Origin of the sequence: Hymenobacter nivis (genome assembly GCF_003149515.1) — a bacterium.
Taxonomy (GTDB): Bacteria; Bacteroidota; Bacteroidia; order Cytophagales; family Hymenobacteraceae; genus Hymenobacter; species Hymenobacter nivis.
Genome location: NZ_CP029145.1, coordinates 3,467,198 through 3,489,877 on the forward strand (window position 1 = coordinate 3,467,198; position 22,680 = coordinate 3,489,877).

General features: G+C 59.7%; 18 protein-coding genes. 14 read left to right on the forward strand and 4 right to left on the reverse strand.

Features of this window, described 5'->3' with window-relative positions:
* Positions 1 to 246: 246 nt before the first annotated feature.
* Positions 247 to 852: a porin family protein gene (locus tag DDQ68_RS15360; protein ID WP_109657092.1), complete on the reverse strand. Its 606-nt coding sequence runs from the start codon at positions 850 to 852 to the stop codon at positions 247 to 249.
* A 280-nt stretch (positions 853 to 1,132) separates the two neighbouring features.
* On the opposite strand from DDQ68_RS15360, the gene DDQ68_RS15365 reads away from it, so the two are divergent.
* From DDQ68_RS15365 to DDQ68_RS15415, 11 genes are all read left to right on the forward strand, one after another.
* Complete coding sequence (locus DDQ68_RS15365; protein WP_109657093.1) at positions 1,133 to 2,644, forward strand: glycine--tRNA ligase; 1,512 nt, start codon at positions 1,133 to 1,135, stop codon at positions 2,642 to 2,644.
* A 56-nt stretch (positions 2,645 to 2,700) separates the two neighbouring features.
* A complete protein-coding gene (locus DDQ68_RS15370) occupies positions 2,701 to 2,949 on the forward strand; it encodes a DUF433 domain-containing protein (RefSeq protein WP_109657094.1) in 249 nt (82 codons plus the stop codon).
* 87 nt (positions 2,950 to 3,036) lie between these two features.
* Complete coding sequence (locus tag DDQ68_RS15375) at positions 3,037 to 3,375, forward strand: DUF5615 family PIN-like protein (RefSeq protein ID WP_109657095.1); 339 nt, start codon at positions 3,037 to 3,039, stop codon at positions 3,373 to 3,375.
* Between the two features lie 56 nt (positions 3,376 to 3,431).
* Positions 3,432 to 5,870, forward strand: coding sequence for an efflux RND transporter permease subunit (locus DDQ68_RS15380; RefSeq protein ID WP_109657096.1), 2,439 nt, complete (start codon positions 3,432 to 3,434; stop codon positions 5,868 to 5,870).
* A gap of 247 nt (positions 5,871 to 6,117) precedes the next feature.
* Positions 6,118 to 9,621 carry an isoleucine--tRNA ligase gene (gene ileS, locus DDQ68_RS15385; RefSeq protein ID WP_109657097.1) on the forward strand — a complete coding sequence of 1,168 codons (3,504 nt, stop codon included), beginning with the start codon at positions 6,118 to 6,120 and terminating at the stop codon, positions 9,619 to 9,621.
* A 167-nt stretch (positions 9,622 to 9,788) separates the two neighbouring features.
* Positions 9,789 to 10,445, forward strand: coding sequence for a lipoprotein signal peptidase (locus DDQ68_RS15390; RefSeq protein WP_109657098.1), 657 nt, complete (start codon positions 9,789 to 9,791; stop codon positions 10,443 to 10,445).
* Between the two features lie 102 nt (positions 10,446 to 10,547).
* Positions 10,548 to 12,470, forward strand: coding sequence for an ABC transporter ATP-binding protein (locus tag DDQ68_RS23525; RefSeq protein ID WP_211320158.1), 1,923 nt, complete (start codon positions 10,548 to 10,550; stop codon positions 12,468 to 12,470).
* A 366-nt stretch (positions 12,471 to 12,836) separates the two neighbouring features.
* Entirely contained in the window at positions 12,837 to 15,317 is a 2,481-nt protein-coding gene (gene rnr, locus DDQ68_RS15400) for a ribonuclease R (protein ID WP_109657100.1), read from the forward strand.
* Between the two features lie 198 nt (positions 15,318 to 15,515).
* Entirely contained in the window at positions 15,516 to 16,487 is a 972-nt protein-coding gene (locus DDQ68_RS15405; protein WP_109657101.1) for a polyprenyl synthetase family protein, read from the forward strand.
* A gap of 6 nt (positions 16,488 to 16,493) precedes the next feature.
* Entirely contained in the window at positions 16,494 to 17,141 is a 648-nt protein-coding gene (locus DDQ68_RS15410; protein ID WP_245897065.1) for a rhomboid family intramembrane serine protease, read from the forward strand.
* Between the two features lie 97 nt (positions 17,142 to 17,238).
* Positions 17,239 to 17,511, forward strand: a complete 273-nt coding sequence (locus DDQ68_RS15415; RefSeq protein ID WP_109657102.1) for a PLD nuclease N-terminal domain-containing protein — start codon at positions 17,239 to 17,241, stop codon at positions 17,509 to 17,511.
* An 85-nt stretch (positions 17,512 to 17,596) separates the two neighbouring features.
* Here DDQ68_RS15415 and DDQ68_RS15420 read toward each other — a convergent pair whose 3' ends face one another.
* Positions 17,597 to 18,217 (reverse strand): hypothetical protein, encoded by a 621-nt coding sequence (locus DDQ68_RS15420; RefSeq protein WP_109657103.1) that lies wholly within the window; start codon positions 18,215 to 18,217, stop codon positions 17,597 to 17,599.
* Between the two features lie 146 nt (positions 18,218 to 18,363).
* On the opposite strand from DDQ68_RS15420, the gene DDQ68_RS15425 reads away from it, so the two are divergent.
* Together DDQ68_RS15425 and DDQ68_RS15430 are read left to right on the forward strand one after the other, a co-directional pair.
* Entirely contained in the window at positions 18,364 to 19,221 is an 858-nt protein-coding gene (locus tag DDQ68_RS15425) for a glycerophosphodiester phosphodiesterase family protein (RefSeq protein WP_109657104.1), read from the forward strand.
* A 199-nt stretch (positions 19,222 to 19,420) separates the two neighbouring features.
* Positions 19,421 to 19,807, forward strand: a complete 387-nt coding sequence (locus DDQ68_RS15430; RefSeq protein WP_109657105.1) for a helix-turn-helix domain-containing protein — start codon at positions 19,421 to 19,423, stop codon at positions 19,805 to 19,807.
* A 61-nt stretch (positions 19,808 to 19,868) separates the two neighbouring features.
* Here the strand turns inward: DDQ68_RS15430 and DDQ68_RS15435 are convergent, their stop codons facing one another.
* Both DDQ68_RS15435 and recF read right to left on the reverse strand, forming a co-directional pair.
* Positions 19,869 to 20,186, reverse strand: coding sequence for a DciA family protein (locus tag DDQ68_RS15435; RefSeq protein WP_109657106.1), 318 nt, complete (start codon positions 20,184 to 20,186; stop codon positions 19,869 to 19,871).
* A 117-nt stretch (positions 20,187 to 20,303) separates the two neighbouring features.
* Entirely contained in the window at positions 20,304 to 21,437 is a 1,134-nt protein-coding gene (gene recF / locus DDQ68_RS15440; RefSeq protein WP_109657107.1) for a DNA replication/repair protein RecF, read from the reverse strand.
* Positions 21,438 to 21,505: 68 nt separating this feature from the next.
* Between recF and pdhA the strand changes: the two genes are divergently transcribed.
* Positions 21,506 to 22,666, forward strand: a complete 1,161-nt coding sequence (gene pdhA / locus DDQ68_RS15445; protein ID WP_109657108.1) for a pyruvate dehydrogenase (acetyl-transferring) E1 component subunit alpha — start codon at positions 21,506 to 21,508, stop codon at positions 22,664 to 22,666.
* Positions 22,667 to 22,680: the final 14 nt, after the last annotated feature.

Below are 22,680 nucleotides of genomic sequence, written 5' to 3' on the forward strand. Positions count from 1 at the left end.
TGAGGCCCCACGCGTGAGCGTTGGATGAGCCAATACTTGCCCATTCGGTTGCTTCTGGCTGGAAAATAATGGGCTCCCCAGCCGAGCTTAGGGAGCCGGCATTGGGGCCCCCAGCGCCATTGCTCCAGTGGGAAAGCCCAAGCAACTGCCGGCCGAAAGCACTGAAAGTACCGAACTCAAACGGCCCCAAAAAGCCCGTTCTTTCTGAAAAAAACGGGCTTTCTGGTACCACTGCCGCGATGCAGCTTACTTCCCGCCGAACATGTAGGATAGGTATAGCTGGAAGGCGCTGTTGCGGATGCTTTGGCCACCGCTGTACTCGCTGATGTTCTTAAAACCACCATTGTAGCGCAAGCCGATGCCTGGCCCAGCAGGTAACTGGTAGCCCAAACCCGCCGCGTAGCCAAAATCCACTATTTTGTAGTCTCTGCGGACGCTATAAGAACCGGCTGGGAAATTAGCGCTGCCGTCCTGCGCAAACTTGGCAGCTACCAGATAGCCAAACTGGGGCCCTGCTTCGAAGAACAAACCACCGGCGTTAATGCGCGCCAGCACGGGCACGTCGATGTAATGTAACGTCTTTCTACCATCCACCTGAGCTCCGAAACCATCATCCGCACTGAATTTGTAGCCCTTCATGGAGTACAATAGTTCGGGCTGAATCGAGAAGCCGTCGCTAATAGGTAGGTTGGCCACGAATCCGCCGTTGAAGCCGAGCTTGTTTTTAAAATTACTACGGTCAGCAAAGTTTGTCAGCGAAGCGCCGGCTTTGATGCCGAACGAGGGGCTTTGGGCCTGGGCCGCGGTGGCCGTAACGGCCAGCAGCGCGGTGGATAGAAGTACTTTTTTCATACGAAACGGGTAGAGAGTATGCGTGGAAACGCAGGATGAGTGGCAAAAGTATTGGTTGTTCTGTGTCGACTTCAGGGCCCTGCGCGGCCCAGCTTTGCCCTAAGGCCTGGGGCCATAATTGGACGCTTGAGTGCTGGCGCTAGCACGGCGGCTCCGGGCTCTAGATGAGCCAGCGCGGGGCCGTCCGGTTGCTTTTATCGCAGAAAATATTCGACGCCCTGGCCGGGCGCCTGGTTTCAGCGCGCCGGGGCCCGGGCGGTAATATCTACCTTTGTAGCCTATGAGCAATCCTACTGCCCCCGCCGACGCGGCCCAGCTGAAAGACATCGTGGCCCACGCCAAGGAATACGGCTTCGTGTTCCAATCCTCCGAGATTTATGATGGCTTGGCCGCCGTGTACGACTACGGCCCCAACGGCGTGGAGCTGAAAAACAACCTCAAGCGCCTGTGGTGGGAGGCCATGACGCAGCTGCACGACAACGTGGTGGGCCTCGACGCCGCCATTTTCATGGACCCCCGCACCTGGGAGGCCAGCGGCCACGTGGCGGGCTTCAACGACCCGCTCATCGACAACCTCGACAGCAAAAAGCGCTACCGCGCCGACGTGCTGCTGGAGGAAAAAGCCGCCGAATACGAGAAGGCCGGCGACCCGGCCCGCGGGGCCGCCCTCACCGCCGAGATGGGCCGCTTGCTGACAGCCAATGACTTAGCTGGCGTGCGCCAGCTCATCATTAACGAAGACATTCTGTGCCCCGTGTCGGGCACTGGCAAGTGGACGGAGGTGCGCCAGTTCAACCTGATGTTCTCCACCCAGGGCTCGGCCGTCGATTCGGACGCGCCGCCCGTGTACCTGCGGCCCGAAACGGCCCAGGGCATCTTCGTGAACTTTTTGAACGTGCAGAAGTCGGCCCGCCAAAAAATCCCGTTTGGTATTGCGCAGATTGGCAAGGCATTTCGGAATGAGATTGTGGCCCGGCAGTTCATTTTCCGGATGCGCGAGTTTGAGCAGATGGAGATGCAATTCTTCGTGCGCCCCGGCACCGAAGGCGCGTGGTACGACACCTGGAAGGCCGCCCGCCGCCGCTTCCACGAGGCCGTGGGCCTGAGCCCCGCCAAGTTGCGCTTCCACGACCACGATAAGCTGGCCCACTACGCCAAGGCCGCCGTGGACATCGAGTACGAGTTTCCGTTCGGCTTTAAGGAAATTGAAGGTATCCACTCGCGGGGCGACTTCGACCTGACCCAGCACCAAACCCTGAGCCGCAAGAAGCAGCAGTATTTCGACGCCGATATTGACCCCGGCACCGGCAAGGCCTATGGCAACTACATCCCGTTCGTGGTGGAAACCTCCGTGGGCGCCGACCGCCTGTTCCTGGCCACCCTCTGCGAGGCCTTCGCCGAGGAAACCATTACCGAAGGCGAAGGGGAGGCCCAGCAAACCAAAACCCGCACTTTCCTGAAGCTGCACCCGGCACTGGCCCCCATCAAGGCCGCCATTTTCCCGCTGGTGCGTAAAGATGGTATGCCCGAAAAGGCCCAGCAAATATTTGACGACCTGCGCTTTGACTTCCGCGTGACCGTGGAGGAAAAGGACGCCATCGGCAAGCGCTACACCCGCCAGGACCTCATCGGTACGCCTTTCTGCATTGTGGTGGACGGCCAGACCCTGGAAGACGACACCGTGACCGTGCGCGACCGCGACACCCGCGCCCAAACCCGCATGCCCATCAGCGCGTTGCGGGCTTACATCGCGGAAGCCGTAAGTTTCCGCCGCATCTTCGAGAAGTTGTAAGCTGCACCTTCTGAGAGGTATATTCGTTACCAATCCTTGCTAAATTCCTGAAGGTTATGGATACCGCCGACACCTATATTTTCGACCGCATCACCGTTAATCCGGCCCGTTGCAGTGGCCGTCCCACCATTCGGGGAACCCGGCTCACGGTGACCAATATCCTGGATTTTCTGGGCGCGGGCGATTCGGTAGAGGACATGCTCGATGAGTATCCGCAATTGGAGCGGGAGGATGTACTGGCCTGCATTCAGTTTGCGCTGGCTACCGTGCGCGAGAAATATGAGCCGCAAGAAGTATTGCATTAGTGGCTCTTTGATGTTTGCAACGGCCCAGCGCCCCAATTGTGGGGCAGTTTCTAGGATGCTCCTGCTGCACACCGCCACTTTTGTGGTATGACGACACCCCGCTTTCTACTTGACGCAAACCTTTCGTCACGTTCGCAGCACTGGCAGCAGCCCGCATTCGAATCGGCTCCCGACCATTGTGACGACCACACCGTTTGGCAATACGCCGCCGAGCACAACCTGATTATCGTAACCAAAGACGCAGATTTTGAGGAGCGGGCCTTGCGCTACGCTCCCCCGCAAGTAGTACGGTTTTGCACGGGCAACATGCGGCGGCAGGTGTTTCGCGCGTTTCTGAGCGAGGCTTGGCCGTGCATTTTGGCGGTGCTTGACCAACCGGGGGTGCGGTTGGTACGTGTATATGCCGACCGGCTTGAAACCACCTAGCCAAGTCGCATGCCTGGGGCCCCTACCTTTACTTATTCGCTAACCTCTAAAAGCTTATGTGGGGACACATTGCCCTCTTCATCATTAAGTACCGCGTTTGGCTGCTGAGCCTGATTGGTGTTTCGACCGTGTACATGGCCTGGGTGGCTAAGGATGTGGAGATGACCTACGACTTTGCCCAGGTGGTGAGCCCGAAGGACCCGGACATGGTGTACTTCCAGCAGTTTAAAAAAACCTTTGGCGAGGACGGCAACATTCTCGTGCTGGGGATGCAGGACAGCTCGGTGTACCAGCTCAAAAACTTCACCCAGCTCCAGAGCCTCACCGATACGCTGGCCAAAGTGCAGGGCGTGTCGGGCGTGCTGGGCATCACGCGCCTGATTCAGATTGAGAAGGACACGGCCCATGGGCGGTTCGTGACGGCCCCCGTTTTTAGGGGCCCGCCCCGCACGCAGCACGAGCTGGACTCGCTGATGCGGGTGGTGAACAACATCGAGTTCTACAAAGGCCAGATCATCGCGCCCCGCACCGGGGCCACGCTGCTGGCCGTGACGCTCGACCCGGCTTACCTGAACTCCAACCGCCGCCAGGCGGTGATGAACAGCATCCTGGGCCACGCCGGGCGGTTTGAGAAGTCCACCGGCATCAAGCTGCACTACGCGGGCCTGCCCTACGTGCGCTCAACGATGACCACGAAGGTGGCCGGCGAGATGAAGTTCTTCGCCCTGCTGGTGCTGGTGGTGATGGGTATCACGCTGTACTTGTTCTTTCGCACGTGGTCGGCGGTGGTGTTTCCGCTGCTGGTGGTGGCCATCGTCATGGTCTGGTGCATTGCCAGCATCGTGCTGCTGGGCTACAAAATTAACCTGCTCACGGGGCTGATTCCGAGTATTCTGGTGGTGATTGGGGTGCCCAACTGTACGTACCTACTCTCGCGCTATCACTACGACTATCGCAAATCGGGCAACCAGATTCTGGCCATGACGCGGGTAATCCGCAAAATCGGCCTCATCACCCTCATGAACAATACCACCACGGCCATCGGCTTCGTGGTATTTACCTTCACCGACATCGCCATTCTCTACCAGTTTGGCATGGTGGCCACGATCAACATTTTCGTGGCTTTTATTATCAGCTTCATCATGATTCCGGCGGTGTTCACCTACCTGCCGCCGCCTACCGAAAAGCAGCTCGAACACCTCGATTCGAAGCCACTGATGGGCATCATCAACTTCCTCGATTACATCGTGCTCAACCGCCGCGGCACCGTGTACCTGGCGGCGCTGGGACTGCTGGTCATCGCCGGCCTGGGTATTCGCAAGATTGAGGCCGTGTCGTTTATGGTGGACGACTTGCCTAAGAACAGCTCGGTAAACTCCGACCTGAGCTTTTTCGAGGCCCACTTCAGTGGGGTAATGCCCCTGGAGTTTGTGGTGGATACGGGTAAGCCCAACGGCCTGCTCAAGCTGCCCAACCTGCAAAAAATCGACCAGTTCGAGCGGTTTTTAAGGGCTCAGCCCGAGCTGTCGCCGCCCATCAGCATCGTCACCTTCGTGAAGGCCGCTACCCAGGCGTTCTATAACGGCCAGCCACAGTTCTACCACTTGCCCGACAACTCAGATAAGAATTTTATCCTGAGCTACCTGGCCAACTCGAAGGGCACCGGCGCGGGCACCGACAGCAAGCTCGTCCGCTCGTTCATCGACAGCAAATCGGAGAGCGCCCGCGTCAGCCTGAAAATTGCCGACATCGGTTCGCACAAGCTCGATACGCTGGTGAACCGCCGCATCCAGCCCGCCATCGACCGCATTTTCAAGGGCACGGGCATGAAGGTGACGCGCACGGGCACGACGGTGATTTTCACCAAGGGCAACGAGTACGTGATTGGTACGCTGCAAGAGAGCCTGTTGTGGGCCTTCGCGCTGGTGGCGCTGGTGGTGCTGCTGCTGTTCCGCTCGTTCCGCACCATCTTCTACGCCCTCACGCCCAACCTGGTCACGCTCTCGCTCACGGCCGGTATCATGGGCTACATCGGCATCGCGCTCAAGCCCAGCACGGCCCTGATTTACGTGATTGCGCTGGGCATTGATGGCGATAACTCCATCCACCTGCTGGCCAAGTTCCGGCAGGAAATGGCCATCGGGGGCCGCACCGTGCGCGAGGCCATCACGAACACGCTGAGCGAGGCCGGCACGAGCATGATTTACACCAGCATCGTGCTCTTTATTGGATTTAGTATCTTCGCCTTCAGCGAGTTTGGGGGCACCAAAGCCCTGGGTGTGCTCATGGGGGCCTCGCTGCTGATTACCAACTTTTCGAACCTGGTGCTGCTGCCGGCGTTGCTCGTCACCTTCGAGCACGGCAAAAACGAGCAGATTTCGGGCAGCGCACCCATCCGCCACTACGACGACAGCTACCACGAGGAAGACGACGACATGGACCAAAACCTGCAACGCCTGAGCGTGGAGCGGGTCAAGCCGGTGAAGACGGTTTGAATAGAATAATTATAGAAAACGTTGTGCCAAAAGGCCGTTGCGCGATGGTTGCGCTAAAAGGCCGTCATGCTGAGCGCAGTCGAAGCATCTCTACCGCTTGCTAATCAATAATTACTGCTGCGGTAGAGATGCTTCGACTGCGCTCAGCATGACGGCCTTCACCCCGGATATGACTTCTAATAATAATCAAAAAGCTAACAGCTACGGGCCGATTAAAGGCCCCCGCTGACCGCTAACAGCTCAAAACATGAAATACCCCGAATACAAACAGCCGCTCGACTACGCCAAAGTAGGGGAGGACGTGCTGGCGTGGTGGCAGCAGAACCACATTTTTGAGAAGAGCGTGAGCAGCCGCGAAGGCCAGCCCACGTTCGTGTTTTACGAGGGGCCCCCGTCGGCCAATGGGGCCCCCGGCATCCACCACGTGATGGCGCGGGCGGTGAAGGACATCTTCTGCCGCTACCAAACCATGCTCGGCAAGCAGGTGCCCCGCAAGGGCGGCTGGGACACCCACGGCCTGCCTATCGAGCTGCAGGTGGAGAAGGAGCTGGGCATCACGAAGGAGGATATCGGCAAGAAAATTAGCATCGCGGAATACAACCAGCGCTGCAAGGAAACCGTGATGCGCTTCAAGGCCCAGTGGGACGACCTGACCCAGAAAATGGGCTACTGGGTGGACCTCGACGACCCCTACGTGACCTTCGAGCCCGAGTACATCGAGAGCTGCTGGGCCCTGCTCAAGAAGCTCTACGACAAAGGTTTGCTCTACAAGGGCTACACCATCCAGCCCTACTCGCCCGCCGCCGGCACCGGCCTCAGCTCGCACGAGCTGAACCAGCCCGGCACCTACAAGGACGTGAAGGACACGACGGTGGTAGCGCAGTTCAAGGTGGTGCGGGACGAGAAATCGGAGAAACTGTTTGAGGCTGCTGAAAGTGTCACCTCAAGACCAAGTGATGGTAATGTTTTCTTTTTGGCTTGGACAACCACTCCTTGGACGCTTCCAGCCAATACAGCTTTGGCAGTTGGAAATAAAATCACTTACTATTTAGTTGATACAATCAACCCTTACACAAAAGAGGAGATTTCGGTAATTCTAGCGGAGGATTTATTCGATAAATACTTCGTTCACAGTTTAGTATTACCTGAAGGAGATTATGTTACGGATGCTGGAGAGCAAAAAGGTGAAATGCCTTATTTTGACAAAAAAGGCCGTATCACTAAATGGTTTGTTGCAGGAAAATTTACCGGAGCCGACTTAGTAGGCATCCACTACGAGCGCCTATTCGACACCGAAGCCGGTTTTCCGCACTTTGAGGGCGAGGAAAATGCTTTCCGCGTTATCCCCGGCGACTTTGTGACGACGGAGGACGGCACTGGTATCGTGCATATCTCGCCCACGTTTGGCGCGGATGACTTCCGGGTAGCGCAGCAAAATGGCATCCCGGCGCTGATGGTGCCCGATGCCGAGGGCAAGCTGGGACCCATCGTGGACCGCACGGGGCGCTATGTGGCGCAGATGGGCGAGTTTGGCGGCCGCTGGGTGAAGAACTACGACGGCCACGACCAGAGCGGGGCCGACTACAAGACGCTGGACGAGAGCATCGCCATCAAGATGAAGGGCGACGGTACGGCTTTCAAAGTGGAGAAGTACGAGCACACCTACCCGCACTGCTGGCGCACCGACAAGCCGGTGCTGTACTACCCGCTCGATTCGTGGTTCATCAAAACCACGGCGGTGAAAGACCGGCTCATCGAGCTCAACAAAACCATCAACTGGAAGCCCGAAAGCACTGGCACCGGCCGCTTCGGCAACTGGCTCGAAAACCTGGTGGACTGGAACCTGAGCCGCTCGCGCTACTGGGGCACGCCGCTGCCCATCTGGCGCACCCAGGACCGCACCGAGGAAATCTGCATCGGCAGCATCGCCGAGCTGAAGGCGGAGATTGATAAGGCCGTGGCGGCCGAAGTCATGACCCACAACCCCTACGCCAACGGGGAGAAAATCGACCTGCACCGGCCTTACGTCGACGATATTTTCCTCGTTTCGCCCACCGGCCAAGCCATGTACCGCGAGGCCGATTTGATTGACGTCTGGTTCGATTCGGGTGCCGTGCCCTACGCCCAGTGGCACTACCCGATTGAAAACGCCGACGTTTTCCACAAGAATTTCCCCGCCGATTTCATTGCCGAGGGCGTGGACCAGACCCGCGGCTGGTTCTTCACGCTGCACGCGCTGGCCGTGATGCTGGAAGACTCGGTGGCCTTCAAAAACGTGATTGCCAACGGCTTGGTGCTGGATAAGAACGGCAACAAGATGAGCAAGCGCCTCGGCAACGCCGTGGACCCGTTTGCCACCATCAAGCAGTACGGCCCCGACGCCACCCGCTGGTACCTCATCGCCAACGCGCCGCCGTGGGACAACCTCAAGTTCGACCCCGCCGGCATCGTGGAGGTGCAGCGGCGCTTCTTCGGCACGCTCTTCAACACGTACTCGTTCTACGCCCTGTATGCTAACCTCGACGGCTTCCAGCCCGCCGCTACCGGCCGCGTGCCCCTGGTCGAATTGAGCGAGCTGGACCGCTGGGTGCTGAGCAAGTTGCAGTCGCTGGTGGGCGAAGTGCGCAGCCAGCTAGATACTTACGACCCCACGAAGGCCGCCCGCGCCATCCAGGATTTCGTGACTGACCACCTCTCCAACTGGTACGTGCGCCTCTCGCGCCGCCGCTTTTGGAAGGGCGAGCTGACCACCGACAAACGCGGGGCCTACGAAACCCTGCACGAGTGCCTGACCACCGTGGCGCAGCTCATGGCGCCCATCGCGCCGTTTTTCGCCGAGTGGCTGTACCAGAACCTGACCTTCGGGGAGTTAAAAGTTAAAAGTGACGAGTCAACCGGGGCTGATTTCTCAAATCACAAATCACAAATCACAAATCATAACTCTCCCGAATCGGTGCACCTCACGCTGCTGGCTGAGGCCGATGCCACCCGCGTCGACCGGGCCCTTGAGGAGCGCATGGAGCTGGCCCAGCGCATCAGCTCGCTGGCCCACTCGCTGCGCAAAAAGTCGGTGCTGAAGGTGCGCCAGCCCTTGCAGCGTATCCTGGTGCCGGTACTGAACGACACCACCAAGGAGCAAGTTGGCCTCGTGGAGGACCTGATTTGCGCTGAAATTAATGTGAAGCATATCGAATTTCTGGACGACGAGAGCGGCGTGTTGGTGAAGTCGGTGAAGCCCAACTTCAAGCGTCTGGGCCAGCAGTACGGGCCCCGGCTGAAGGCTGTGGGGGCCCGGATTCAGGCCATGACGGCGGCGGAAATCTCGCAATTGGAGAAGGAGAGAAGCCTCGCCGTGGAAGTCAACGGCGAGTCCATCACCCTGGCGCCCGACGACGTGGAAATCCGCACCGACGATTTGCCCGGCTGGCTCGTGGCCACCGATGGGCCCCTGACCGTGGCCCTCGACGTGACCCTGACCGACGAGCTGCGCCAGGAAGGCCTCGCCCGCGAGCTGGTGAACCGCCTCCAAAACCTGCGCAAAGACTCGGGCCTGGAAGTGCAGGACCGCATCCGCGTGACGCTCGCCGACCAGGAGCCCGCCCTAACGGCTGCCGTGGCCGCGTTCGGCGACTACATCCGCACCGAAACCCAGGCCCTGGCGCTCGATTTCGCGCCGGAAGTGACGGGCGGCTCGGTGCTGGAATTTGATGACTTTGCAGTGCCCGTGCGCCTAGAAGTGGCAACTAGCTGAGAATGAACGGCTCGCCGGGGCCCCAAAACCCCGGCGAGTCCAACGCCGCACAAGGGCTTCATAAGCTCGTCTTTATTGGCTCAAAAGTCCAGTAAATCAGTTATAAAAGGTATAAAAAGTCGATAAGCCGGCTCCCCGTTGCTTCGGCAACTCCCCGGCACGCTGCCATGCAACCAACCCGCACCACCCGCCCCCAAACGGCGCTCAAATTCTTCCTGCTGGCCCTGTTGGTCATCGGCCTCGACCAGCTCTCGAAGTGGGCCGTGCATACCTACATGCAGCCCGGCATGCCGGGCGAAATCCCGCTCATCGGCCACTGGCTCAAGCTGCACTACACCCTTAACCCCGGCATGGCCTTTGGCGTGGAATTGCCGCCGCCGTACGGCAAAATCCTGCTCAGCAGCTTCCGCCTGCTGGCTGTGGGGGGCCTGAGCTGGTACATCGTGAAGCTGTGCCGCGAGCGGGCCGCCGCGGGCTTCATTGCCTGCATGGCGCTCATCCTGGGCGGGGCCGTGGGCAACCTGGTCGATTCCATCTTTTACGGCTTGCTCTACAAAAACGCACCGTTTGGGTCCCCTACGCCCTGGTTTCACGGCCAGGTGATTGACATGATTTACGTGGATATCTACGAAGGCTTCTTGCCGCAGTCGTGGCCGCTACTGGGCGGGAAGTACGTGTCGCTGTGGCCCATTTTCAACATCGCCGATTCATCCATCTTCATCGGCGTCGCGCTTATTCTGCTCAACCAAAGCCGGTTTTTCCAGCAGGAAGAAGCCAGCCCGCAACCCGCGTCCGGCACGGCCGAAGCCCCGGCCGCACACTAACTTCACGTCCCCGGGGCCCCTTGGCTTCGGGGATTTTTCTTGCCTGCCACTGCGCAGCCTGCTGCGCTTTTCTACCCCACCTTTCCCTTGCTTTCGCCGCCCGTGCCTCAACCGCTACTTACCGTTTCCAACCTCACGCTCGATTTCCTCAGCCACCGCGGCCACACCCGCGCCGTGGACGGCGTGTCGTTTGAGCTGAGCCGGGGCGAAACGGTGGCGATAGTAGGGGAGTCGGGCTCGGGAAAATCGGTGACGTCGCTGGCGCTGCTGGGGCTGATTCCGATGCCGCCCGGCCGGCTTGTCTCGGGCTCGGCCGTGTTCCAGTCGGGGGCCCTGGGCGAAGTAGACTTGCTGGCCCTGCCCGAAAAGCAGCTGCAAAAAGTACGGGGGAATGATATTGGGATGATTTTCCAGGAGCCGATGACCTCGCTGAATCCGGTGCTCACCTGCGGGGCCCAGGTGGCCGAGGCCTTGCTGCTGCACACCAGTCTCAGCAAAGCCGAGGCCCGGGAGCGCACCATCGAGCTGTTCACTGAGGCGCAGCTGCCGCGTCCGGCCGGCATCTTCACCAGCTATCCGCACGAGATTTCCGGGGGCCAGAAGCAGCGCGTGATGATTGCCATGGCCATGGCCTGCCGCCCCGCGCTGCTTATCGCCGACGAGCCCACCACGGCCCTCGACGTGACGGTGCAGGCCCGGATGCTGCGCCTCATCGACGACCTGCGGCGGCAGCACGACACGGCGGTGCTGTTCATCACCCACGACCTGGGCGTGGTGGCCGAAATTGCCGACCGCATTTTGGTCATGTACCGCGGGAAAGTCGTGGAACAGGGCCCCGTGCTGGAAATTTTCGAAAATCCGCAACATCCGTACACAAAAGGTCTTTTGGCGTGCCGTCCACGCCTCTCAGTGGGCCTAAAAAGGCTTCCCGTAGTAGCCGATTTCATGGCTGAAGACGCCAGTGGGCTCCTCACGGCCCAACCGGCGCCAGTGGTGGCCTTGGAGGATGAGGCACTTACGGATTCGTCGCCCGAAATCGAGGCCCAGCAGTTACGGGATAATTCCGGTACTACCAAAACGTTCCCCGTGGAACATCTACGGATGGGCGTGGAACAACCTGTCCCGACTGGGGCCCCCGTGCGGGCGCTTCAGCCTGGCGGGGCCCTAGCCTTGGTCGCCAGCTCCAGCCTTGCGGGCACGCGACCGCTGTTGCAGGTAGAGAATTTGCAGGTGCATTTCCCCGTGCGCAGCGGCTGGTTCCAGCCTAATGCCGTAGTACGGGCCGTGGACGATGTGAGCTTCACGCTCTACCCCGGCGAAACGGTGGGCCTCGTGGGCGAGTCGGGCTGTGGCAAAACCACCCTGGGCCGGGCCCTGCTCCGCCTCACGGAACCTACCGCGGGCCGCATTCTGTTTGAAGGCACCGACCTTGCCCGGCTGCCAGCCGAGGAATTGCGCCGTCGTCGGCGCGAGTTCCAGCTGGTATTCCAGGACCCCTACGCGGCCCTCAACCCGATGCTAACGGTGGGGGAGGCCATCTGGGAGCCCATGCGAGTGCACGGCGTGGGCGGTACCCGGGCCGCGCAAAAGGCGCGGGTGCTGGAGCTGCTGCAAATCGTGGGGCTGCGCGAGGAGCATTTTTTGCGCTACCCGCACGAGTTCAGCGGGGGGCAGCGGCAGCGCATTTGTATTGCCCGGGCCCTGGCCTTGCAGCCCAAGCTGATTGTGTGCGACGAGTCGGTGTCGGCGCTCGACGTGTCAGTCCAGGCCCAGGTGCTGAATCTGCTCAACGACCTCAAGCGCGAGTTCGGCATCACGTACTTATTTATTACCCACGACCTGTCGGTGGCCCGCTTCATGAGCGACCGGCTGCTAGTCATGCACCAGGGCCGCATTGTGGAGAGCGGCCCGGCCGCTGCCATCTACGCCCACCCCCAGCACGCCTACACCCAGGGCCTGCTGGCCGCCATTCCCAAAGACAGCCTGGCCGACATTCGGCTGGCGGTGGCCGGGCGGGCGGCTTGATTAGTTTTTGGTTGTTCGTTGTCAGTTGTTAGTTTTTGCTCGGATGGAATCGTCCGAATGAGGCTGTTTAGGAACAAGCAGAACGTCATGCTGAGCGCAGTCGAAGCATCTCTACCGCTTCGTATGAGCCGTTTAGAGAAGCAGTAGAGATGCTTCGACAAGCTCAGCATGACGTTCTGATGGCTTCTTTTGGACCATCAAATAGTTTCCAATAACTAGCAGCCCACTACTGCTAATTAGTAACTAAAATCCTACGCTTATAACCTCGCGGCCACGGCCGCGTTTTACTTACCTACTGCCGAGCCCCGCCCGGCTTCTCCGCCCGCCGCCTCGGCTCAATTCACCTATTGGCGGCCTACGTTTTAAATGGAACCAACGAATCCCCCCCGGCCGGCCCGCGCCAAGCGCGAACAGCCCGCCCCCGCGCCCATCACCCAAGAGTTGGTGTTGCGCGCTTTTACCGACAACCCTGAGAAGGTGCTGGCTTACCGCCAGCTTTCGCGCCGCCTGGGCGTGACCACCAAGCAGCAGCGCGAAGAGATATTCAGCTACCTTAAGAAGCTGCGCCAGCTTGGGGCCATCACGTTGCTCCAGAACGACGAGTACCGCTTGGCCGATGTCAGTGTCGCTCCCGCGCCGGAGCAGCCGGCTAAAGGCAAGAAAACTGCCAAAGCCGGGGCCCCCGCCAGCCATTCGTCGGGCCGCGAGTCGGTGGCGGAGTTCGGCCAGGACCCCATCGTGCACCGCCGCCGCGAGGCCGGCTTCGACTACGTGGGCGACGATTCGCGGCCCAGCCGCGACGCGAATACCATCATCGGCACCGTGGATTTGGCCACGGCCAACTTCGCCTTTGTGATACCCGAGGCGGAAGGCGGCGACGATATCCGCGTGTTCACCGATCAGCTTAAGTTTGCTTTGCAGGGCGATGTAGTGCGGGTGCGGATGCGCGGCTCGCGCGATGGCCGCCCGGTGGGCGATGTGGTGGAAGTGCTCAAGCGGCAGCGCCCCGAGGTGGTGGGCCGCCTGCAAGTACAGGGCACGCTGGGCTTTGTGAAGCCCGACAACCGCAAGATGTACTTCGACGTGTTCGTGCCGCCGCATGCCCTGGGCGATGCCCGCAACGGCGACAAGGTACTCGTGCGCATCGTGGAGTTTCCGGAGGACAGCCACCGCCAGCCGGTGGGCGAGGTGGTGCGTACCTTCGGCCAGGCCGGCGGCAATGAAGCCGAGATTAACGCCATCATGGCCGAGTTCGGTTTGCCGTTTGAGTTTCCGTCGGAAGTGGAGGAAGAGTCGGAAGCCATTTCCGATGTCATCCCCGAGTCAGAAATTGCCCTGCGCCGTGACTTCCGCAACGTCACCACGTTCACCATTGACCCGGCCGACGCCAAGGATTTCGACGACGCGCTGTCCATTGAAAAGCTGGAAAATGGCAACTGGGAAATCGGCGTCCACATCGCCGATGTGACCCACTACGTGCGCCCCAACACCGAGCTGGAGCGCGAGGGCAAGCACCGCGCCACGTCGGTGTACCTCGTGGATCGTGTGATTCCGATGCTGCCCGAGCGGCTCTCCAACGGCCTCTGCTCGCTGCGGCCCAACGAAGATAAGCTGACCTTTTCGGCAGTATTTGAGTTGGACGAGCAGGGCAAGCTGTACGAGTCGTGGTTCGGCAAAACCATCATTCACTCCGACCGCCGCTTCGCATACGAAGATGCGCAGGAGCGCATCGAAACCGGCGAGGGCGACTACGCCGAGGAGGTGAATATGCTCAACGGCATCGCCAAAAAGCTGCACGCCCAACGCTTCAAGCAGGGGGCCATCAGCTTCGAAACCCAGGAGGTGAAGTTCCGCCTGGCTCCCGACGGCAGGCCGCTCGGCGTATACGTGAAGGAGCGAAAGGATGCGCACAAGCTCATTGAGGAGTTCATGCTGCTGGCCAACCGCAAGGTGGCCGAGTTCGTGTTCAACCTCAAAAAGACCAAGCCGCGCTACACGATGGTGTACCGCACCCACGACGCCCCCGAGCCCGAGCGGCTCCAGAACTTCGCCCTCTTTGCCCAGAAGTTCGGCTATACCCTCAAGCTTGATAACCCCAAAAAGGTGAGTACCGAGCTGAATACCCTGAGCGAGGAAGTGATGGGCAAGCCCGAGCAGAACGTGCTCCAGGGCCTGGCCATCCGCACCATGTCGAAGGCCATTTACTCGACCGAGCCGCTGGGCCACTTCGGCCTGGCGTTTGCGCACTACTCGCACTTCACCTCGCCTATCCGTCGCTACCCCGACATGATGGCCCACCGCCTGTTGGAGCACTACCTGCTGGGCGGCAAGAACGTGCCCGTAGAGCCGGTGGAGGACGAGTGCAAGCACTCGTCGGCCCGTGAGAAACTGGCGGCCAACGCCGAGCGCGCCAGCATCAAATTCAAGCAGGTCGAGTTCATGGCCAACGAGATTGGCAACGTCTTCAAGGGCGTGGTGTCGGGCCTGACAGAGCGCGGCATGTACATCGAGATTGAATCGAACAAGTGCGAGGGCATGGTACGCCTGAGCGACATTCCGGGCGACACCTTCGAGCTGGATAAAGACAACTACCGCATCGTGGGCCGCGGCAGCAAGCGCATCATCCAGTTCGGCGACGAGCTGGACGTGGTGGTGAAGTCGGCTAACCTGCTCGACCGTACCATCGACTTCGACCTCGTGGACAACCGGCCCGACGACGTGAAGCGCCGCGAAGCCGAAGAGCGGAAGGCCCAGCGCAGCGCCCCCCGCGGCTACCGCGAGCATTCGGGCGATGGCCACAAGGGCGGCTCGAAAGGAGGCCCCAAGGGCGGTAACCGCCGCCGCTAGTTTTCAATGATTGGCACTGCACTGTCATCCTGAACGCGGCGAAGCGGAGTGAAGGACCTAGCGAGAATTGAACAACACGCAGTAGCTAGTCACTGCTAATTGTTCAGCTTTTTCAAGGTCCTTCACTCCGCTTCGCTGCGTTCAGGATGACACCTGCTACCAACCGAGATACTGTCAAAAGCTGTTCTTTGTACCCACATGACTCCGCAAGACTTCCCCGCCCACATCACCGCCGCCCTCGCCCAGCTCCACTACGGTGAGGCCCCCGACACGCTCTACGAGCCCATCCGCTACATCATGGGCCTGGGTGGGAAACGCATCCGGCCGCTGCTCACACTGCTGGGGGCCCACCTCTTCACCGACGACCTGGGGCCCGTCACCAAGCCCGCCCTGGCCACGGAGGTGTTCCACAACTTCACCCTGCTGCACGACGATCTGATGGACCAGGCCCCGCTGCGCCGCGGCCAGCCCACGGTGCACGAAAAATGGAACCCCAACGTGGCCATCCTCAGCGGCGACGTGATGCTGGTGCGGGCCTACGGGCTGTTTCTCGACGTGGCGCCGGCGCTGCTGCCGGTGGTGCTGCGCCGCTTCAGCCAAACGGCCGCCGAGGTATGCGAGGGCCAGCAGTGGGACATGAACTTCGAGACCGAAGCCCAAGTCAGCATCCCGCAGTACCTGGACATGATTCGCCTGAAAACGGCCGTGCTCCTGGGCTTCTGCCTGGAGCTGGGGGCCCGCCTCGCCGGGGCCACAGCGGCAGACGCCGAGCACCTGCGTCATTTCGGCACCGACATCGGTTTGGCCTTCCAGCTGCGCGACGACTTGCTGGACGTGTATGGCGACGCCGCCACGTTCGGCAAGCGGGTGGGCGGCGACATCGTGTCGGACAAGAAAACCTACCTGCTCCTCACCGCCCAGGCCCAGGCCAGCGCCGCCCAGCGCGCCGTACTGGCCCAGCACATCGGCCAGCCCGTGGCCGACGCCGACGCCAAAGTAGCCGCCGTGCGCGCCGTGTACGACGAGCTCAATATCCGGCCTCAGACCGAAGCCCTCATCAACGACTACTTCCAGCAGGCCCTGCATCATCTGGCCCGCGTGGGGGCCCCCGAGGCCCGCAAACAACCCCTGCACCACCTCGCCCTCCAGCTCATGGAGCGCGAAAAATAACCCGCCGTGTTCAGCCCCATCATCGTCATCATCGCCCTCACGGTCCTCGTGTCGGCCTACGCCCTGTCCAAGCCCGAGTTCATGAACGCCTGGATCCTCGAACCGGCCCTCATGGCCCGGCGCGGGCAGTGGTACCGCTTCCTCACCTCCGGCTTCTTGCACGCCGACTGGGGCCACTTACTGTTCAATATGTTCGCCTTTTACTCCTTCAGCAACGTGGTGCTGGGGGCCCTGGCGGGCAACTTCGGGCAGCTGCCGGGCCTGGGCTGGTTCATGCTGCTCTACCTGGGTGGCATTATCCTCTCCGACGTGCCCACCTACTACCGCCACCGCCGCGATGCCAACTACCGTAGCCTGGGGGCCTCAGGCGGCGTATCGGCGGTGGTGTTTGCCAGCATCCTGCTGTTCCCGGTGGCGCCGGGCGGGGGCGGCATCATCATCTTCCCCATCCCGTTTCCCATCCAGCCGTTCCTGTTCGGCTTCCTGTACCTGTTCTACTCGTGGTACCAAGGCCGTCGCCGGGGCGATAACATCAACCACGACGCCCACTTCTACGGGGCCCTGTTCGGCGTCGTGCTGATAGTGGCGCTGCTGCCGGCTACTGCTCCCCAATTCTTCATGCAGGTTCAGCAGTTCGTTTATTCAAAATTCTGATTATCAATTATTTATATATAATAAACCCGGTTTTTATATACCTAATTTTATTAAGGCGCGTAGAAGGCCACATATTCACCCCTTTCACTTGACTCCAATGCGCACCTTCAACTCTCTCACTTCGCGCGCACCCCTCGCTGCGCTCCTGCTGCCCTTGCTGCTGCTGGCCACCTCGTGCAGCCGCTACACCAACAATGGCAACCTAGCCATCTGGGGCTACGTGCTATTAGCCCTCGACGTACTGGCGCTGCTCGACGTTTTTCGTCAATCCTGGGATATTGGCAAGAAAATTCTTTGGGCCGCTATCATCTTCTTCTTCCCCCTGGGCGGCCTGATTATCTACTATCTCTTCGCGGGTCGCGGCAGATAACCCGCCGACGCGCTTTAAAAGCAAAGGGCCGGCCCGTCGTGATGACGGGCCGGCCCTTTGCTTTTAAAGCGCGTCGGCGGAGCTGCTATTGCAGCATCTTCCGCTTTTCCAGGCTGGCTGCGCCGCGTAGCAGTTCCCCTACGTTCGTGATTTCGGTCATCTGCCAGTGGTCGCCCCGGCGCAGCATTTTCACTTCCACCACCATCGTGGTGTCGTAGCGCGGCTGAGAGAACCCAATGCCAACCAGCGCCTGCTCACCCTGTTCAGTGGCGTATTTAATGCCCTTGAATTTGCTGTCGGGGCCCATCACTTTGCCCGCCAGGCCCAGGATGGATATGTTCGCGCCGTGCTTCGGCCCTGCTGCCGCCGCTGCCGCCACCGACCCGGTTTCGACGTAGCGCACCACTTCCTTGCGGGCGGCGCTGGCCAGCGCCGGTTTTAGCATGCGCAGGGCCCCGCCCATCATCAGGCCCCCGCCCGGCACCAGGGCCGTCAGCAGCGAGCCCTGGCTGGCCACGTTGTCGACCAGATGGGAGGTGACGCTGCCTACATCCACAAACTTTTCGAAGCTGGCCACGTCGTGCGCCTGCACGGCTGCCGCGGCTTGTACCAGGGCCCCGGTTGGGCCGTCCTTTTTACTTTTCACGTAGTAATAGGCCCCGGCAGCTAGGGCCAGCAATACGACGAACAGAAGCAGTTTTTTCATTAGTAAGCGGATAAAAGCGCGGTATTGGTGAGAAACAGGGTAAGCAATGAAACGATCAGAAGGCGTTCAAAATTACCTTCACCTACGTCCGGCACGAAATTTTTCGTGCGGCAATTAGCAAAAGGCACGCACGCCAGTAGTCATTCATGCCAACCGCCAACTGCACCGCCCCCAAGCGCCCCGAAGTGCACGGCCACCGGGGTTGCCGGGGCCTACTCCCCGAAAATACCTTACCCGGATTTCTGCACGCCGCCGCGCTGGGCGTGGATGTGCTGGAAATGGACGTAGTCATTTCGGCCGATCAGCAAGTGGTGGTGTCGCACGATCCGTGGCTGGCTACCCACCTTTGCCGCGATGCGGAAGGCCTTCGCATCGCTCCGGCCGAAGAGCGCCAGCACAACCTATACCACATGTCTTACGCCGCTATTCGGCAGTGCGACTGTGGGAGCTTGCCCCATGCTGGCTTCCCAGAGCAGCAGCCGGTAGCCGCACCCAAACCACTATTGCGCGAAGTGCTGGCTGCCACCGAAGCCTTGCCGCGCCCGCCCGGAGCCAGGCGTCTGCGCTATTCCGTCGAGATAAAATGTACCCCTTCTGGCGACAATCTTTACCACCCCGAGCCAGCGCAATTCCTAGCCTTGGTATTAGCCGAACTGGTAGCCGCTGGGGTAGTGGCCCACACGACACTGCTGTGTTTCGACCCGCGCATATTGCGCTTGGCCCGCGCCCAGCGTGGCCTTGGTTTGGCCCTGTGCCTGCTCAGCGAAAGCGGCCAGCCCTGGCCCAACGCCATAGCTGAGTTGGGCTTTCGGCCGGACGTTTTTGGGCCCAACTACGAGTCGGTTACCCCAATTGCTGTAGCAGAGCTCCGCCGCCTGTACCCGGGCACTGGCTTGGTGCCGTGGACTGTAAACAACCCCGTGGACATACGCCACGTGGTGTCAATGGGCGTTGAGGGACTGACTACCGATTACCCCAACCGATTACGGGCTATTTTAGGGTAGATAGCGGGAAATAATTACAAATGAACAAGTTTATTACAAAAAATGATACATTATATTTATGTGTAACAAAATTAAGTACTGTTACAAATTACAGTTTGTATTTTCGTCCGGTTGTAACGCCACTCATTTTGCTTAGATGTTTTGTTTTGTTACTGTATTTGATACATCTTTGTATTACTCGTTCTGATCCATTACCCAGATGCCACATCAAGGCGAAATCCTTCAAGAAGCCATCAAAAGCAGCGGTATCTCCATCACGCGTATTGTGGAGGAGATGGGCATTACACGCCCAACGATCTACCGTAAATTTAAAGAAGATACAATCGACTACAATTTCGTAAAGCGAGTCGGTGATGTGATTGGGCATGATTTTGCGAATGACTTTACAGTTTCGCTACAGTCATCCTTGCCTTTTGTAACACAACAGTCAACCGTTACACTTCGTTCTCCTGTTACATCTCGTGTAACGCCGCCTGTAATCGTTGATAACAGCCTTTCTGGCCAGTTATTGGTGCTCCAAAACAAGTACATCGCCTTGCTCGAAGCCTACAATGAGTTACTCTTGAAAGTGTACGGGCCCCGGTAACAAAAATGTTCCACGTGAAACATTTTTGTCATTAAACAATCTAAATAAATTGAGTTAGGAGTTACAGGAAAACCACTTCCTTGACTACCGCTTCGCCTACTTCGGCGTTGATGAGTTCAAGGACCTTTGTCTTGGCCATCATCAATTCGTGCTTCAGTGGGGCCGATGTTAGCCGGACGAAAAGCTTGCCTTGGTGCACGTACACTTCCTTGGTTTTAAGGGCGACCGGCTTCCCCATCACCCGCTCCCAACTGGCCACCACGGTCACCTCGTTCAGCTTGCCTTGCAAGCGGTAGGCTTTCACAAGGGCCGCTAAGCCGTCCTTCAAATCGATGACATCGTTGCGGCGGGAGGAAGCGGAGGGGCCTGGTTTTTTCACGGAGGGGCAGCGGAACCGGGAGGGGTGAGGGCCCCCGTAAAAACAACGAGCGGCTCCTCTGGCCCTGCGGCAAGGGTAGGCAACAAAGATACTCCGTGCCCGCGGAGCGGCTTGCTCCTACAGTTGCGCCGCAGTGCCGCCCTGCACGCGGAACCGGCGGATGTCTCCGCGCACGTTGGCCAAAGCCCGGTCGGTGCGCGCCAGGTTGGTATCGGTGAGGAATACCTGGCCGAAGGTGTCGTCGGCTACTAACTCAAGCAGCCGCGCAATGCGCTTGTCGTCGAGCCGGTCGAAGATGTCGTCGAGTAGCAGCAGGGGCTTGGCCGCTCCAGTGCCCGCCGTAGTCAGTCGTGAAGTGAGGATTTCGAACTGGGCCAGCTTGAGGGCAATGGCGTAGGATTTCTGCTGGCCCTGCGACGCATAGCTCTTAACGGGCAAGCCGTCCATCAGGAAAACAAAGTCGTCGCGGTGGGCCCCGGTGGTAGTGCGCTGCATAACCAAGTCGCGGCGCTCATTCTGGCGCAGCAGCTGGTCGAAGTCGGTGTCCAGTAATTGGCTTTTGTAAGTAAGCGAAACCTCTTCCCGGCCGTCGGCCAGCTGCTGGTAGTGCTGCTGGAAGATGGGCGTGAAGCGTTCCAGGAAAGCCGCCCGCTGCTGGCTGAGCCCCGTACCCAACGGCACCAGCTGGTCATCAATCGCCAGCAGGTAATCGCGGTCGAAGCCGTGGGCGGGGCGGTCGGCGGCTTGCTTCAGCAGGGCATTGCGTTGGCGCAGCAGAGCGTTGTAAGCCATGAGCACGTCCAGAAACCCGTGGTCGTACTGCGAGAGCAAGCTGTCGAAATACTTCCGCCGTTCCTCGCTGCCTTCGCGGATGAGGTCGGTATCATAAGGAGATACCAGCACGGCGGGATAGCGGCCAATGTGGTCGGCCATGCGCTCGTAATGCTGCTTATTGTGCGTCAGCGTCTTTTTCTGGCCTTGGCGCAAACTTACCTGGATGGTTTCGGCATCTGTGCCTTCGCCAGCACTAAATTTACCCTTAACTACAAAAAAATCAGCACCTTGCTTAATACTATTGGCGTCCACGGCCGTTAGGGCGCTCTTAGTGAGCGATAAGTAGTGGATGGCGTCGAGCAAGTTGGTTTTGCCACTGCCGTTATCGCCGATAAAGCAGTTGAGGCCGGGGGCGAATTGCAGCGCTGCCGCTTCGTAATTCTTGAAAAAAAGCAGTTGCAACGAGTCTAAGGTCATCGGGTTGTCGGTAGTACGGGCAGTTTTACGTAATTTCGCCCTTCCAACGCGAATAACTCATACGTGCTATGGTGGATACAAAAGTAAAAGACGCCCCTAAAAATGCGCCCGGTGCACCTACTGGCAACGGCAAAGCCGAGCAAGTAACCACCGCGCCGCAGCCCGATGCTGCCAGGCCAGGCCCCGACCGACCGGTGGACGCCGAGGGCGGAGCCGAGCCCCAGGCGCAAGCCGTGGCAGCGCCTGCCTTCCCCAAGGAAACCTACCTGCGCTGGTACGAGCAAATGCAGCTCATGCGCAAGTTTGAGGAAAAAGCCGGCCAGCTTTATGGCCAGCAAAAAATTAAAGGCTTTTGCCACCTCTACATCGGCCAGGAGGCGTGCGTAGCCGGGGCTATATCGGCGTTGGAGCAGGGCGACAAATATATCACCGCGTACCGCGACCACGCCCACCCGCTGGCCCTGGGCACCTCGCCCAACGCCGTGATGGCCGAGCTGTACGCCAAGGCCACTGGCTGCTCGAAGGGCAAGGGCGGCTCGATGCACATGTTCGACAAAGAGGTTGGGTTCATGGGTGGCCACGGCATTGTGGGCGGCCAGATTCCGATGGCTGCGGGCATTGCCTTTACCGAGAAATATAACAAAACCGGCAAGCTCTGCATCTGCTACATGGGCGATGGCGCCGTGCGCCAGGGGGCCCTGCACGAGGCCTTCAATATGGCCATGCTGTGGAAGCTCCCCGTCATTTTTGTGGTGGAAAACAACGGCTACGCCATGGGCACGTCGGTGCAGCGCTCGTCCAACATGACGGAGCTGTACAAGCTGGGCCTGAGCTACGACATGCCGTCGCAGTCGGTGAATGCCATGCAGGTGGAAGACGTGCACCACGCCGTGGCCCAGGCCGCCGAGCGCGCCCGTGCCGGCGATGGCCCCACGTTCCTGGAGTTCCGCACCTACCGCTACAAGGGCCACTCGATGAGCGACCCGGCGAAGTACCGCACCAAGGAAGAGCTAGAAGAGAAGCGCACCCACGACAGTATCGAGGCCGTGCGCCACACTATTCTGGAAAACCAAATGGCCACCGAAGACGACTTGAACGCCATCGACGAGCGCATCAAGGGCGAGGTGCAGGCCGCGGTCGAGTTTGCCGAGGTTTCGCCGTACCCCACGCCCGACGAGTTGTATAAGGACGTGTATGTGCAAACAGATTACCCTTACATCCACGACTAATTGCGTTGCCGAGG